This window comes from Shinella granuli, from assembly GCF_004341885.1.
GTDB lineage: Bacteria > Pseudomonadota > Alphaproteobacteria > Rhizobiales > Rhizobiaceae > Shinella > Shinella granuli.
In genome coordinates this window covers 261,513-276,446 of the sequence record NZ_SLVX01000001.1, presented here as the reverse complement: position 1 = coordinate 276,446, position 14,934 = coordinate 261,513, and the positions used below count along the sequence as shown (strand labels likewise).

Annotated in this window: 10 protein-coding genes; 2 read left to right on the top strand and 8 right to left on the bottom strand. The window is 67.0% G+C overall.

Going from position 1 to position 14,934, the window contains the following annotated elements; genetic code table 11:
- Nucleotide 1: 1 nt before the first annotated feature.
- The 4 genes from EV665_RS01325 to EV665_RS01310 are packed head-to-tail and all read right to left on the bottom strand — an operon-like array spanning nucleotide 2 to nucleotide 7,269.
- A complete protein-coding gene (locus EV665_RS01325) occupies nucleotides 2-1,540 on the bottom strand; it encodes a trimethylamine methyltransferase family protein (protein ID WP_133032805.1) in 1,539 nt (512 codons plus the stop codon).
- Nucleotides 1,533-2,378: an isocitrate lyase/PEP mutase family protein gene (locus EV665_RS01320; RefSeq protein WP_133032804.1), complete on the bottom strand. Its 846-nt coding sequence runs from the start codon at nucleotides 2,376-2,378 to the stop codon at nucleotides 1,533-1,535. The genes EV665_RS01325 and EV665_RS01320 overlap by 8 nt, the downstream gene beginning before the upstream one ends.
- The gene (locus EV665_RS01315) at nucleotides 2,375-4,822 is read right to left on the bottom strand and encodes a GcvT family protein (RefSeq protein WP_133032803.1); all 2,448 of its coding nucleotides are present in this window, start codon (nucleotides 4,820-4,822) and stop codon (nucleotides 2,375-2,377) included. Before EV665_RS01315 ends, EV665_RS01320 begins: the two co-directional genes overlap by 4 nt.
- Nucleotides 4,819-7,269, bottom strand: a complete 2,451-nt coding sequence (locus EV665_RS01310; RefSeq protein WP_133032802.1) for a GcvT family protein — start codon at nucleotides 7,267-7,269, stop codon at nucleotides 4,819-4,821. The genes EV665_RS01315 and EV665_RS01310 overlap by 4 nt, the downstream gene beginning before the upstream one ends.
- 129 nt (nucleotides 7,270-7,398) lie before the next feature.
- Here EV665_RS01310 and EV665_RS01305 point away from each other — a divergent pair, with 129 nt between their 5' ends.
- A complete protein-coding gene (locus EV665_RS01305; RefSeq protein ID WP_064330652.1) occupies nucleotides 7,399-8,247 on the top strand; it encodes a LysR family transcriptional regulator in 849 nt (282 codons plus the stop codon).
- Nucleotides 8,248-8,317: 70 nt separating this feature from the next.
- Entirely contained in the window at nucleotides 8,318-8,572 is a 255-nt protein-coding gene (locus EV665_RS01300; RefSeq protein ID WP_064330653.1) for a hypothetical protein, read from the top strand.
- A gap of 2 nt (nucleotides 8,573-8,574) precedes the next feature.
- On the opposite strand, the gene EV665_RS01295 is transcribed toward EV665_RS01300, so the two are convergent.
- The 4 genes from EV665_RS01295 to EV665_RS01280 all read right to left on the bottom strand — a co-directional run bounded on the left by EV665_RS01295 (nucleotide 8,575) and on the right by EV665_RS01280 (nucleotide 14,859).
- Nucleotides 8,575-9,351, bottom strand: coding sequence for an SDR family oxidoreductase (locus tag EV665_RS01295; RefSeq protein ID WP_133032801.1), 777 nt, complete (start codon nucleotides 9,349-9,351; stop codon nucleotides 8,575-8,577).
- 229 nt (nucleotides 9,352-9,580) lie between these two features.
- The gene (locus EV665_RS01290) at nucleotides 9,581-11,233 is read right to left on the bottom strand and encodes an OFA family MFS transporter (protein ID WP_064330655.1); all 1,653 of its coding nucleotides are present in this window, start codon (nucleotides 11,231-11,233) and stop codon (nucleotides 9,581-9,583) included.
- 238 nt (nucleotides 11,234-11,471) lie between these two features.
- Nucleotides 11,472-13,484 carry a sensor histidine kinase gene (locus EV665_RS01285; protein WP_133032800.1) on the bottom strand — a complete coding sequence of 671 codons (2,013 nt, stop codon included), beginning with the start codon at nucleotides 13,482-13,484 and terminating at the stop codon, nucleotides 11,472-11,474.
- Complete coding sequence (locus EV665_RS01280; RefSeq protein WP_133032799.1) at nucleotides 13,477-14,859, bottom strand: sigma-54-dependent transcriptional regulator; 1,383 nt, start codon at nucleotides 14,857-14,859, stop codon at nucleotides 13,477-13,479. The genes EV665_RS01285 and EV665_RS01280 overlap by 8 nt, the downstream gene beginning before the upstream one ends.
- Nucleotides 14,860-14,934 lie beyond the last annotated feature (75 nt).

The following is a 14,934-nucleotide window of genomic DNA, read 5'->3' as shown; positions in this document are numbered from 1 at the left end:
GTCAGAAGTAGATCTTGAACTTTTCCCGCACCGCCTGGTCCGTCGCGAAATCGAAAAGCGGGCCGCCGGCTTCGGCGAGAATGCGGTTCTTGCGTTCGATCGCCTTCTGCACGAGGTCCGGCCGGCCGATCTCGGCCCATTCCTTCGGGCTCGTGCGGTCGGCGACGGCGGGGTAGATATATTCTGTCTGCATCAGCGACAGGGTCTGCGGGTCGCCGAGATAGTGGCCCGGTCCATCGAGGCAGACGGAGCGCATGGTCTCCAGCGAGACGGAATCCTCCGTGACGTCGATGCCGCGCACGCAGCGCTGCACCTGGCCGAGAAGATCGTCGCCGAGCACGAGGCTTTCCAGGCAGAAGCCGAGCAGCGAGGCGTGCATGCCGACCGCCTCATAGACCATGTTGAGGCCGGACAGGCCCGCCATGACATTGGAGATCGCCTGTTCCCAGCCCGCCTGCATGTCCGGCAGCTTGGAATCGGCGATACCCGCGGCCGCGCCGCCGGGAAGCTTGTAGAACTGGTGCATCTGCGCGCAGCCCGCCGTCAGCAACGCCTGCTCGCCCGAACCGCCCGACATGGCGCCCGTCCTGAGGTCCGACACGAAGGGCCAGGTGCCGAAGATCGCCGGGTGGCCGGGCGCCATGGCGTTGACATAGACGACGCCCGCAAGGCACTCGGCGACGGCCTGCACGATGGCGGTGGCAAGCGGCGCCGGCGCCGTCGCGCCGGCCTGCCCGGCCGAGAGCAGCAGGATCGGCATGCCGGCCCGGATGCAGGCCTCCATGGTGATGCAGCTTTCCTCAGCGAACTTCATCGGCGGCACGACGAAGCAGTTGGAATTCGACACGAAGGGCCGTGCCCGCCACTTGTCCTCGCCGCCCGCCATCATGTGGATGAGGTCGAAGCAGCCGGCGACATGCGAGGGATCGGAGAAACTGGTGCCGACATGTTTCGACGTGCCGGCGCAGCAGCCGTAGAGCGTGTTGATGTCCATCAGGAAATTGTCGGCGACGTCGCGGCAGACCATCGCCCGCTGGAAGAAATGCACATTGTCGAGGTGGTGGACGAGCTGGGCGGCGTTGTAGAGGTCCTTCGCCGTCGATTCGCGGTATTCCCGCTTCTCCACGTCGACGATATGCACCGCCGCGCCCGCCGTGCCGTAATAGACGCGGGTGCCCGACAGTTCGAGGTCGTATTTCGGATCGCGGCCATGGAGCGTGATGTCGCGCGCGGCAAGCGCCAGCATGTCCTCCACCAGCGCGCGCGGAAAGCGCAGGCGCCCGTCCTCGCCGAGGATGGCGCCGGCCCCGGTCGTGATCTCGATGCCGGATTTCGGCGCATTGGCAAGGCCGATATTCTCCAGCGCATCCAGCGCCGCCTCGTGGATGCGGCGCACGCCCGCCTCCGTCAGCGGCTTGTACTGGCCACCGGGAAGACCCGGCCGCACCGGCCGGACGTTTTCCGCCAAGGGTGCGGCGCGCATCGCGACCCGTGCCGCACGCCCGCCCGATCGCCGGGACAAAACTGCCTGTTCACTCATGACCCGTCTCCCCCGCACCGGCGGCAAGCATTCTGTTGATGAGATCCCCCGACGCCGCGGCGGACAATTTCGCGAAACTGCCATCCTTCACGATGGCCTCCATCTGCTCGGCGATCGCGGCATGGGTGACGCGGGCGATCATCGAGCCGAGCGAGATGCGCCGCACGCCGAGCGCGGCGAAGTCCGGCACGGTGAGCTGGCGCAGCGGCCCCGCGGCAAGCCCGTTCACCGGCACCCCGACCGATTGCACGACGCGCCTGAGCTCCTCCGGCCCCGGCGGCACCGGCACATAGACGAGGTCCGCGCCCGCCTTCTCGAAAGCCTGGATGCGCCGGATCGCCTCGTCGAGGTCGTAGACACCGTTCATCACGCCATCGGCCCTGGCGCAGAGGATGAAGGGACGGCCGAGCGAACGGGCGGCATCGGCGGCGGCACGGATGCGCTCCACGGCGAGATCGAAGGCATAGGCCGGGTTGCCCTCGACCATCCGCGTATCCTCGATCGAGCAACCGGACAGCCCGACCTCGGCGGCGAGCCGGATCGTCTCGGCCACGTCGTCCGGCGCATCGGCAAAACCGTTCTCGAAATCGCCCGAGACCGGCAGCGGCGTGGCGCGCACGATATCCTGCGCATGCCGCAGCGCCTCGTCGCGCGTCACGCGGCCCATGTCGGGCCGTCCCAGCGTGAAGGCGAAGCCGGCGGAGGTGGTGGCGAGCGCCACGGCGCCCGACGCCGCCATCATGCGAGCGGAGCCCATGTCCCACGGATTGGGGATGACGAAGCAGCCCGACTGGTGCAGGGCGTGAAAACGCCGGTGGCGTTCGGCAAGGTTGCTCACGCGCGTACCCTCTCGGCTTTCGGATCGTACATCGGCACGAGCGAGGCCTCGGCCTTCACCCGCACGCCGGCGATCTCGATCTCGTAGTTGGAGGCCAGCACGTCCGCCTCGCTCTCACCGACGCATGGCACGTAGCCCATGCCGATCGCGCCGCCGAGATGGTGGCCATAATTGCCCGAGGTGACGGTCGAGACGATCCTGCCGTCGCGCACCAGCGCCTCGTTGTGGAAGAGCAGCGGCCCGGGATCGGTCAGCCTGAACTGCACCATGCGGCGCTTCAGCCCCGCTTCCTCCTTGCGCAGCACCGCGTCGCGGCCGATGAAATCGCCCTTCCTCGTGCGCACGGCAAAGCCGAGGCCGGCTTCCAGCACATGGTCCTCGTCGGTGATGTCATGGCCGAAATGGCGGAACGCCTTTTCGATGCGGCAACTGTCGAGCGTGTGCAGGCCGCAGAGTTTCAGGCCGACATCCGCCCCCGCCGCCTCCAGCGCCTCGAAGACATGGGCCGCCTGGTCGGTGGAAACGTAGAGCTCCCAGCCGAGTTCGCCGACATAGGTGACGCGGTGCGCCCGGGCGAGGCCCATGCCCACCTCGATCTGCCGCGCCGTGGCGAAGGGATGCGCCGCATTGGAAAAGTCGTTCGGGCTCACCTTCTGCATCAGGTCGCGCGCCTTGGGGCCCATGACGCAGAGCACGCTTTCGGCCGCCGTCACATCGGTGATGACCACGAACTCGTCCGCAAGGTGCTTGCGCAGCCAGGCAAGGTCGCGCTGCAGCGTCGCGCCGGGCACGACGAGGAAGAACGCCGTCTCGGAAAGGCGCGTCACCGTCAGGTCGCTCTCGATGCCGCCGCGTTCGTTGAGCATCTGCGTGTAGACGATCCGGCCGGGGGCGACGTCCATCTGGTTGGCGCAGAGGCGTTGCAGGAAGGCCAGCGCATCGCGGCCCTCCACGCGGATCTTGCCGAAAGAGGTCATGTCGAACAGGCCGACGCCGTTGCGCACGGCAAGATGCTCCTCGCGCTGATTCTCGAACCAGTTCTGCCGCTTCCACGAATAGCGGTACTCCCGCTCCTGCCCCTCCTTGGCGAACCAGTTGGCGCGCTCCCAGCCGGCGACCTCGCCGAAGACCGCGCCGCGGGCCTTCAGGTGCTCGTGCAGCGGCGATCGGCGCACGCCGCGCGCCGTCGCCATCTGGCGATAGGGGAAGTGATCGGCATAGAGCAGGCCGAGCGTTTCGGAGACGCGGTCCTTGAGATAGGCGCGGTTCTTCTGGAACGGCTGGGCGCGGCGGATATCCACCTCCCAGAGATCGAAGGGCGGCTCGCCGTCGTTCATCCACTGGGCGAGCGCCATGCCGGCCCCGCCGGAGGAGACGATGCCGATGGAATTGTAGCCGGCGGCGACCCAGTAGCCCTTCAGCTCCGGCGCCTCGCCGAGATAGTAGCGGTCATCCGGCGTGAAGCTCTCCGGACCGTTGAAGAAGGTATGGATGCCGGCCGTCTCCAGCATGGGCATGCGGTGGATGGCGTTTTCGAGGATCGGCTGGAAGTGGTCGAAATCCTCCGGAAGCTGGTCGAAGCAGAAGTCTTCCGAAATGCCGTCCATGCCCCAGGGCTTGGCCTTCAATTCGAAGGCGCCGATCAGCATCTTGCCGGCATCTTCCTTGTAGTAGGTGCATTCGTCCGGCACGCGCAGAACGGGCAGCCTCTGCAGGTTCGCGATCGGCTCGGTGACGATGTAGAAATGCTCGCAGGCGTGCAGCGGCAGGGTGACGCCCGACATGTCGGCGAGCGTGCGACCCCACATGCCGGCGGCGTTGACGACGTTTTCCGTCTCGATGCTGAACGTCTCGCCGTTCTGCTCGCAGGTGACGCCCGTCACGCGGCCGTCCTTCGTCAACACCGACGTCACCTTGACGCCTTCGATGACGGTCGCGCCGTTCTGCCGCGCGCCCTTCGCCAAGGCCATGGCGATGTTGGCGGGATCGCACTGGCCGTCGAGCGGCAGGTGCACGGCGGCCTTCACATCCGCCGTGTTGAGATGCGGATAGAGCGCCTTCACCTCCTCGACGGTGATCTCGCGTACGTCGATGTCGAAGGCACGGGCGAGCGAGGCCTGGCGGTAGATCTCTTCCTTTCGCTCGTCCGTCAGCGCCACCGTCATCGAGCCGCACTGGCGCATGCCGGTGCCGATGCCGGTCTCGGCTTCGAGCTTGACGTAGAGGTCGGCGGAATATTTCGCGAGCCGCGTCATGTTCTGCGAGGCGCGAAGCTGGCCGATCAGGCCGGCGGCATGCCAGGTGGTGCCTGAGGTGAGCTGCTTGCGCTCCAGCAGCACCACATCCGTCCAGCCGAGTTTGGCCAGGTGATAGGCGACCGAGCAGCCGGACACGCCGCCGCCGATGATGACGGCTCTCGCCTTGGAAGGGATGGGCTTCGTCATGCGCGCAGTCTTTCATTGTTGGGGTCGAAGAGCGGGCCGTCGGGCTGGACGGTCGCCTTGAAGCGCTCGCCGTAGATTTCCACCTCGATCTGCGTGCCCGGCACGGCGAGGTCGGCCCTCAGCATGCCGAGCGCGATGGATCTGCCGGTGCGGTAGCCCCAGTTGCCGGAGGTCGTCTCGCCGACGACCTTGCCGCCGTGCCAGAGCGTCGACATGTAGGGCGCATCGCAGTCCCCGGCCTCGACGGTCAGCGTCACGAAGCGCTTGGTGACGCCCTGCTGCTTCTCCCGCTCCAGCGCGGCCTTGCCCTTGAAGGCGGGCTTGGTCCAGTCGACGAAGCGTTCGAGGCCGCCCTGCAGGATGGTGTAGTCGGTCGAAAGATCGCCCTTCCAGGCGCGATAGCCCTTCTCGATGCGCAGGCTGTCGAGCGCCTCCATGCCGAAGGGCTTCAGGCCATGCTTCTGCCCCGCCGCCCAGACGGCGTCGAAGATGACGGCCGTATCCTCCACCTTGGTGTGGATCTCCCAGCCGAGTTCGCCGGCGAAGGAGACGCGCACGAGCTGGCACCAGAGACCGGCGATCTCCACCGGCTGGTGGGTGAGCCAGGGCATGGTGAGGTCCGCCTTGCAGACATCCGAAAGGATGGCGCGGGAATTCGGGCCGGAGAGGATCTGGCACGAAAAGTTCTCCGTGACGTCCTCCAGCGTGAAGACGGGATTTTCCGGCAGGTGTTTCTGCAGCCACTCGAAATCGTGCCACTGCGCCGCCGCGGCGGTGATGAGGAAGAAGAAATCCTCCGCCAGCATCATGACCGACATTTCCGTGACGATGCGGCCCTTGTCGTCGGCGAAATAGGCAAGGCCGATGCGGCCCGGTTTCGGCACGCGGCCGGTGATCAGCGAGGAGAGCCAGGCCGTCGCGCCCTCCCCCTTCACGCGGAAGCGCGAGAAGCCGGGCAGGTCGAGGATGCCGGCGGCCTCGGTGACGGCGCGGCACTCCGCCTCGATGCGCGGCCGCCAGGGGCCTTCGCGGTTCCAGGTCTGGGTCGCGGCCTCCGACGTGTCGTCGCCGGGCCCGGCATACCAGTTGGCGCGCTCCCAGCCGTTATAGGGCTTGAACTGCGCGCCGAGCGCCGCGATGCGGTCGTGGATCGGCGACAGCTTCCGGTTCCGGCCGGCCGGCCAGGCGTGTTTCGGGAAATGCATGGCATATTCGTGGCCGTAGACCTCCATGCCCTTGGCCACGCAATAGTCCTTGTCGGCAGCAAAGGACGTGTAGCGGCGCGGGTCGCAGGACCACATGTCCCATTCCGTCTCGCCTTCCGTCACCCATTCGGCCAGCACCTTGCCCGCGCCGCCCGCCTGGCAGATGCCGAAGGTGAAGACGCAGGCCTCGAAGGCGTTCGGCACGCCGGGCATCGGGCCGATCAGCGGGTTGCCGTCCGGCGCATAGGGGATGGGACCGTTGATCATGCGCGACAGGCCGGCGGTGCCGAGGATCGGCACGCGCTCGACGGCGTCGTTGAGATACCATTCCAGCCGGTCGAGATCGTCCGGGAAGAGCTGGAAGGAGAAATCGTCCGGCATCGGATCGTCGGGCGTCGTCCAGTGCGCCTTGCAGTTCCGCTCGTAGGGGCCGAGATTCATGCCCGTCTTTTCCTGGCGGAGATAATAGGACGAATCCACATCGCGCAGCAGCGGCAGCTTGTGGCCGGCCTCCTTCGACCAGGCGGCAAGCTCCGGGATCTCCTCGAACAGCATGTATTGATGGCTCATCACCATCATCGGCACGTCGCGGCCGAACCATTTGCCGACTTCCCGGGCATAGTAGCCGGCGGCGTTGACGACCTTTTCGCAGCGGATCTCGCCCTGAGGCGTCGAGATCACCCATTCCTCGCCCTCGCGGCGCGCGCCGGTCGCCGGACAGAAGCGGAAGATCTTCGCGCCCATGTCGCGCGCACCCTTGGCGAGCGCCTGCGTGAGCTGCGCCGGGTCGATGTCGCCGTCATAGGGGTCGTAGAGTGCACCGGTGAGGTCGTGCGTTTCGAGGAACGGATATTTCCCGCGCATCTCGTCGGGCGAGAGGATGTCGAGGTCCATGCCCTGGTAGCGGCCCATGCCGACGACGCGCTTGAACTCCTGCAGGCGCTCCTTCGAATGGCCGAGGCGGATCGAGCCGGTGACGTGGTAGTTCATGGGATAGTCGACCAGCGCGCCCAGCTCGCGGTAGAGCGCGGCGGAATAGCGCTGCATGTTCATAATCGACCAGGAGGAGGAGAAGGTCGGCACGTTGCCGGCGGCATGCCAGGTGGAGCCGGCGGTCAGCTCGTTCTTTTCCAGAAGCACGCAATCCGTCCACCCGGCCTTCGCCAGATGATAGAGCGCCGACGCCCCGACGGCGCCTCCGCCGATGATGACGACACGGGCATGGCTTGGCAGTGCGGACATTCTCGTTCCCCTTCTTCGCCCCGGATTTGTGGCAACCAAAGCGGCGCGCAGCAAGCGGATGGATTTTGCTTTATTAATCGACTTTCTCGATTACACTTCCGCTGAACACTAGGAAAAATCGGCGCATTCATGCAAATTGTCCTGATTGAGACATTCCTCGACCTGATGGAAACGCGCAATTTCAACCGCACGGCCGAGCGGCTGAACATCACGCAGTCGACGGTCACGCACCGCATCAACGCGCTGGAAGGAATGTTCGCGCGAAAGCTCTTCGCGCGCAACAAGGGCGGCACCCAGCCGACCGCGGCGGGCCTGCGCTTCCTCGATCACGCCAAGGCGCTGCAGCACCAGTGGCACGAGGCGGCGCGCGCGGTGGAAACGGCCGGCGCCTACGAGCGCTCCATGCGCATCGGCCTGCAGCACGACCTTGCCGCCCACTTTGCCGGCGACTGGCTGGCGGCGGTGCGCAAGGAGCTGCCGGGCACCTCGATCTATGTGGAGGTCGATTATTCCAACCAGATGAACCGCGACCTCGGCGCGGGCGACCTCGACCTTGCGATCCTCTTCACCCCGCACTACCTGCCGGACCTTGCCTATGAGCGCATCGGCGAGGTGCAATACGAGATGGTGAGCAACAGGGTGGCGCGGATCGAGGACGTCCGGCCGGAGGACTATATCCAGGCCGTCTATTCCCCCGCCTTCGACCGGCTGCACCGCCAGGCGCATCCGACCCTCTCGACCGCGCCGATCGCCAGCGGCGAGACGACGGCGATCCTCGCCCTGCTGCAGAAGCTCGGCGGCTCCGCCTTCGTGATGACGCACGATGCGAAGCGGCTGCTGCGCTCCGGCGCGGTGAGCCGCGTTACCGGCGCCGAGCCGATCGCGCAGGCCGTCTATGCCGCCACCAATGTGCGCACGCGCCACGCCCACCAGCACCGGCGCATCGTCGCCATCATGCAGGCCTTGCTCGCCGCGTGACGCCCGGCCATTGAAACGGCCCGCCGCTGCGCCTATGAACGGTCCGCCGACATTTGACGAAGGAGTTTCCATGGCCGCCCGTGACCGCTATTCGCGCAAGCTCGAATGCGCCATGTGCGGCAATTCCGGTTATGCCGAGGTCTCGGAAGACGACATGCCGAGCCGCAAGCACCCGGATTTCACCATCGATTCGCTGCCGCGCGGCTTCCTCACGGAGCGCGCCTCGAAATATCCGGACAAGCACATGCTGCGCTGCCGCTGCGGCCATGTCTTCAAGTTCCAGCAGAAGACCGTCTACGCCGAGGGCGGCGAGCCGCGGCGCTGAACCTACCCGCGCCCGACGAAGGGCATGGTCGTCGCCATGACCGTCATGGTCAGCACATTGGCATCGAGCGGCAGGCTGGCCATGTAGACCACCGCATCGGCGACGTGCTTGACCGACATGGTCGGCTCGCTGGCGATCTCGCCGTTCGGCTGGAGGATGCCGGCGCTCATGCGCTTCGTCATGTCCGTCGCCGCATTGCCGATATCGATCTGGCCGCAGGCGATGTCGTATTTGCGCCCGTCGAGGGCGGTCGATTTGGTAAGGCCGGTGATCGCGTGTTTCGTCGCCGTATAGGGCGCGGAGTTCGGCCGCGGCGTCGTGGCGGAGATCGAGCCGTTGTTGATGATGCGCCCGCCGCGCGGGCTCTGCTCCTTCATCAGTTTGAAGGCCTGCTGGGTGCAGAGGAAGGCACCCGTGAGGTTTACGGCGAGGATGTTGCTCCACTCCTCGAAGGGAATGTCCTCCAGCAGCGCCGGGGAGACGTTGGAGCCGGCATTGTTGACCAGCACGTCGAGCCGGCCGAAAGCATGCCTGATCTCGGCAAAGACCGCGGCGACCTCGCCCGGATCGCCGACATTGCAGGCAATCGCGCGGACCGGATTGCCCGTTTCACCGGTGATGGCGGCGGCGGCCTCCTCCAGCACCGCGGCCCGGCGGCCGGTGACGACGACCGCATAGCCCTCGGCGCTGAGGCCCCGGGCGATGGCAAGGCCGATGCCCGTGCCGCCGCCCGTCACCAGCGCGATCTTGCCCATGCCGGTCCGGCCCCAATCGGTCATGTCGTCCTCCTCCTTTGACGCCTTCTTCCGGTTTGCTCGAAAAGCGCATCCGCTGCAAGCGGTCATGAAAAAGTCCCCGGCACCGGCCGGGGACCTGGCTTTCCGACAAGCATCGCCCTCCACCATCGTCATCCTCGGGTTCAACCAGAGGAACCAAGTCTCACCCGCGGCGGTGGATGGACGGGTCGAGCCCGACCATGACGGAGGAGAGGGCGTCTCCGGAAGGATCTCAGAACAGCGCGGCGGTGCTCTTCAGCGTCACCCAGATGCCCCAGAGGAGCGGAAGGCCGACGACGGCCCAGGCGAGCGCCGCCCTGGCGTCGAGCCCGCCCTTGCCGATGCCGAAGGAACCGGTCGGGCCGGCATTGGCGGCCGCGGTCTTCGCCTGCAGGGAGGCGACCTCCTCGTCCGACATGAACCATTTGTCGGAAAGCGGCCGCACCAGCATGTTGGCGATGAGGCCGAGCGCCAGCATGCCGGCGAGGATGTACATGGTGCCGGTATAGAGCGCCGGCCCCGGCGCCACGCCGGCGGCGATCTGCGCCTCGCGGATATAGTTGACCACGACCGGGCCGACGATGCCGGCGGTCGCCCAGGCGGTCAGCAGGCGGCCATGGATCGCACCGACGAACTGCGTGCCGAAGATGTCGGCGAGATAGGCCGGAACGGTGGCGAAGCCCCCGCCATACATCGACAGGATGATGCCGAAAGCGAGCACGAAGAGCGCCTTGCTGCCCATGTCCGCCAGCGTCGGCGCGAGCGCGTAGAGCACGATGCCGAGGATGAAGAAGGTATAATAGGTGTTCTTGCGGCCGATCTTGTCGGAGAGCGAGGCCCAGACGAAGCGCCCGCCGATGTTGAACAGCGAGAGCAGGCCGGTAAAGCCCGCGGCGATCGCCGCGATGGCGGCCTTCTGGTCGGTATCGAGCTGGCCGAAACTCAGCTCGGGCTGGCCGATGAGGCGGCCGCCGAAGATTTCCTGCAGCATCGGCGAGGCCATGCCGATGACGCCGATGCCGGCCGAGACGTTGAGGCAGAGCACCAGCCAGATCAGCCAGAACTGCGTCGTCTTGTGCGCGTCGCGCAGGTGGACATGCTTGGTGGTGATCATCGTCGACTTGGAGGCCGGCGGCGTCCAGCCCTCCGGCCGCCAGCCGGCCGGCGGAATGCGGTAGCCGAAGGCACCGCCCATCATGAAGCAGAAATAGATGGCGGCCATGACGAGGAAGGTCTGCCAGACGCCGGCCGTCGTGTCGGTCTTGAAGACGTTCATCAGGAGGTTCGCGAGCGGGGCGCCGATCATCGCGCCGCCGCCGAACCCCATGATCGCCATGCCGGTCGCCATGCCGCGCCGGTCCGGGAACCACTTGATCAGCGTGGAGACCGGGGAGATGTAGCCGAGGCCGAGGCCGATGCCGCCGATGACGCCCGCGCCGAGCCACATCAGCCACAATTGATGGGTCATGACGCCGAGCGCCGCGACGACGATGCCGCCGCACCAGCAGCAGGCCGAGACGAAGCCCGCCTTGCGCGGGCCGACGCGCTCCAGCCAGCCGCCCCAGATGGCCGCCGAACAGCCGAGCAGCACGAAGAACAGCGTGTAGATCCAGCCGAGATCGGCGACGCGCCAGTTGCAGCTCGTGGTGAAGAGCGCGGAGACGAGGTTGAGATCGGCGCAGGCCGCATCGGCAGCGCCCGGAATGGCCCTGGACAGCGGCAGCCAGAACACGCTGAAGCCGTAGGCCATGCCGATGCAGAGATGGATGGCGAGCGCGGCCGGCGGAACGAGCCAGCGGTTGAAGCCGGGTTTGGCGATGATGCGCTCCCGGTCGAGGATGCTGCCGGAATAGTCGCCGGCATAGGTCTCGGTCGATGCAGTCATTGGGTCTCCTCCGCGACGCACCCCTCGGTGCGAAGATTTTCGTGATGGGGAGCCGGCGAAAACCGCCCCTTCGACGCCCGGATGCCTGCATCCCTCCTGCAGGCGGCCGGAGGCCGAACCTCCCGCGCGGACCGAAGCAAGGCCCATGCCAGAATGGATGTCCTTTGGAATCAGGAGGTTGGAAGAAAAAACGGGAGTAAAACGGACACTTTGTCCGGAGGGCGGACAAAGTGTCCGGTCAGGCCGCCTCGGGCAGCCAGATGGTGAAGGTCGCGCCCTCGCCCGGCCGGCTCGCCACCGAGATGGCGCCGCCCTGCCGCGTCACCAGCGTCTGGCTGATGGAAAGGCCGAGGCCCGTGCCCTCCTGCCGCTTCGTGGTGAAGAACGGATCGAAGACCTTTGCGACGAGATCCGGCTCCATGCCGACCCCGGTATCGCTGACGACGATCTCGACGCCCGGGCGCCCGCCGCGGTCGCTGTCGCGGGTGACGATGGTCAGCCTGCCGCCATCCGGCATGGCGTGGATGGCGTTGACGACGAGGTTGACGACGACCTGCTGCAGCTCGGTGCGGTTCATCAGCACCAGCCGTTCGGCCGTGTCCTCCAGCCGCACCTCGATCGCCGCCCTGGCGAGCAGGTGCTGGACGAGCGGCATGCAATCGGCCACCGCCGTGCCGGGCGCATGGCGATCGACGAAACCGGCGAATTCCTCGGGCTTGGCGAATTGCAGGAGTTTCGTGACGATCTGGCTGATGCGCTGGATCTGTTCGTCGAGGAGCTGGAACTCGACCTTGGCCAGCGCCGCCCGGTCGCCGACCACGGAGCGGATGACCTCCAGATTGCCCTGCATGACGGCGATCGGGTTGTTGATCTCATGGGCAACGCCGGCGGTGATCTCGCCGATGGCGGCAAGCTTTTCCGACAGGATGAGCTGCTTGGTCGTCGCCTCCAGCCGGCGGTTGGCGAGCTGCAGCTCGCGGGTGCGCTCGTCGACGCGCGCATTCAGCTCCTCGTTCCAGCGGCGCAACTCCAGATCGTTCTGCTCGAGCTGGTTCAGGAGGTCGTCGAGATGCACGGCGACGCGGCCGATCTCGTCCTGGCTGTCGACCGGACCGGTGCGCGCACCGAGATCGCCGCTCTCCACCCGCGCGATGGTGGCGTCCACCCGCTCCAGCGGCTCGAAGATGCCGCGCGCCCAGCGCAGAAAGATCGGCACGCTGGCCGCCGTGATGGCGAGGAAGGCGACGACGATGGTGAGCACCGTCTGGTACTTCGCCGCCGTGAACGGCGCCTCGAGGAAGCCGACATAGAGCATGCCGACGCGCTCGCCGCGGCTGTCGGTGATCGGCTCGTAGGCGGAAATGTACCAGTCGTTGACGACGAAGGCGCTGTCGAGCCAGGTGCGCCCCTCGCCCAGCACGGCCGAGCGCACGGCGGCCGAGACGCGCGTGCCGAGCGCGCGGCGCCCTTCGAACAGGCGCACATTCGTGCTGATGCGCACGTCGTCGAGGAACAGCGTCGCCGTGCCCTGGCTGCCCTCCGGCAGGCTCGCCTCGCGGTAGACGAGGTCGTTGATCGTGTCGATGAAGACGAGGTTCTGGTTGAGCAGGATGCCGCCGACGAGCACCGCCGCGCGCCCGTCGCCGAGCGTGACGGGGCTGGCACTCTGCACGACCATGCCGCGCGTCTCCTCCGTGCGCTCGGTCGGCACCGCATTCGGCGTCGAGACGAGCGGCAGCCGCGCGCGGGCGGCAAGGTCGGGCGAGAGCCGTTCGAGATCGGCGTTCTCGAAGATATCCACCCCCGTCGCCGGCTTGCCGGCCAGCGCGTCGCGGATGACCGGCCAGTCGGTGCGCAGCGTTTCCGCCGTGGTCGCGGTCACGGAGACGACGAGCCGGCCGTCGGGCGCGATGACATAGAGGAAATCGAGCTCCAGCCGCGCCCGCGCCTCGTCGAGCAGGGCTTTCAGCGCGCCGGTGTCGCCGGCGCTGTCGCGGAAGCGCACGGAGCCGCCGAGCGCGGTGACGTGCTCGCCGGTATTGTCGAGGATATGGGCGAGATACTGGTGCGCGATGGTGAGGTCGCCGTTGACCTTGGAGATCAGCGTGGCGTCGAACTTCTCGTTCCAGCGGTAGACGGTGATGCCGAGCAGGAGCGGCAGGATTACCAGCATCGGCAGGAGCGCGATGGCCAGCAGCCGGTAGCGCACCGAGCGCGCCGGCCGGATGACGCCCTGCCTGCCGTCAGCCATCCCAGGCCGCCAGCTTGCGGTCGATCGTCTTGCGGGAAATGCCGAGCTGGCGCGCCGCCTCGTCGCGCTGGCCATTGCAGGCGGCAAGCACCGAGAGGATGTGGCGCCGCTCGACATCGGCAAGCGAGCCGCCCTCCCTGCCGGCCGCCGCCTGCCCGAATCCGTCCGGGAAGCGGCCGAGGATCAGCGTGCGCTCGATGAGATTGCGCAGTTCGCGCACATTGCCCGGCCAGTCATAGGCCGATAGCGCCCGGCGGGCCGCCTCGTCGATCGGCACGGCGGGCATGGCGAGCTGCGCCGAGAGCTTCTTCATGAAGAGGACGGCCAGCTCCACCGCATCGCCGTCGCGGTCCTTCAGCGGCGGCAGGTGGATCTGCATGACATTGATGCGGAAGAAGAGATCGGCCCGGAAGCGCCCGGCCTGCACCTCCTTTTCCAGCTCCGCATTGGTGGCGAAGACGAAGCGCAGATCGACCGGCACCTCGCGTTCGGAACCGACGGGCCGCACCTTGCGATCCTCCAGCACGCGCAGCAGCTTGCTTTGCGTGGCCGGCGGCATCTCGCTGATCTCGTCGAGGAAGAGCGTGCCGCCCTGTGCATGCAGGAACAGGCCCTCGCGCGCCCGTTCGGCGCCGGTGAAGGCGCCCTTCAGGTGGCCGAACAGCTCGCTTTCGATCATATCCGCCGGGATCGCCCCGCAATTGACCGGCACGAAGGGTTTCGCCGCGCGGTCGGACAGCGTGTGCAGCGAGCGGGCCGCCACCTCCTTGCCGGTGCCCGACTGGCCAGTGAGCAGGACCGAGGTCGGCAGCGGGGCGACGCGGGCGATGGTTTCGCGCACGCGGGCGATGGCCGTCGATTCGCCGATCAGCCGGTCGCGCAGGAGGATATGGTCGGACGTCGCCTTCAACTCGTAGCGCAGCACGTAGTTTTCGCGCTGCAGGCGGATGCGGTCGAGGCAGCGCGCGACGGCATTGAGCAACTGGTTGGAGCGGAAGGGTTTCAGGATGAAATCGACCGCGCCGGCCCTGAGCGCCTGGATCGCGGTTTCGAGGTCGGCATAGGCGGTCATCAGGATGGCATCGGCGAAGAAGCCGATGGCCCGCTGCTCGGCAAGCCATTCCACGCCGTTCTTCTTCGGCATGATGTTGTCGAGGATGACCACGTCGAAATGGTTCTGGTCGAGCTTGCGCGAGGCCTCGTCCGTATCGGCCGCCAGCTCCAGTTGGCGGCAGCGCGGCCCGAGCGTGCGCATCAGGAAGTTGCGCATGCCCGGCTCGTCGTCGACGACGAGGATCGAGGCCTGCGCCAGCCACGGCCCGAATTCCGGGTCGGCGGACGTGTCGCGCAGCACGCGCGCGGCTTCAGTCGACACCTCATCTCCTCCCGATGGTCAGGCGCGTCAGGTTTGCACGCCCGGATGCGAAAGCGCTGCACGCTTCTGCCCGGA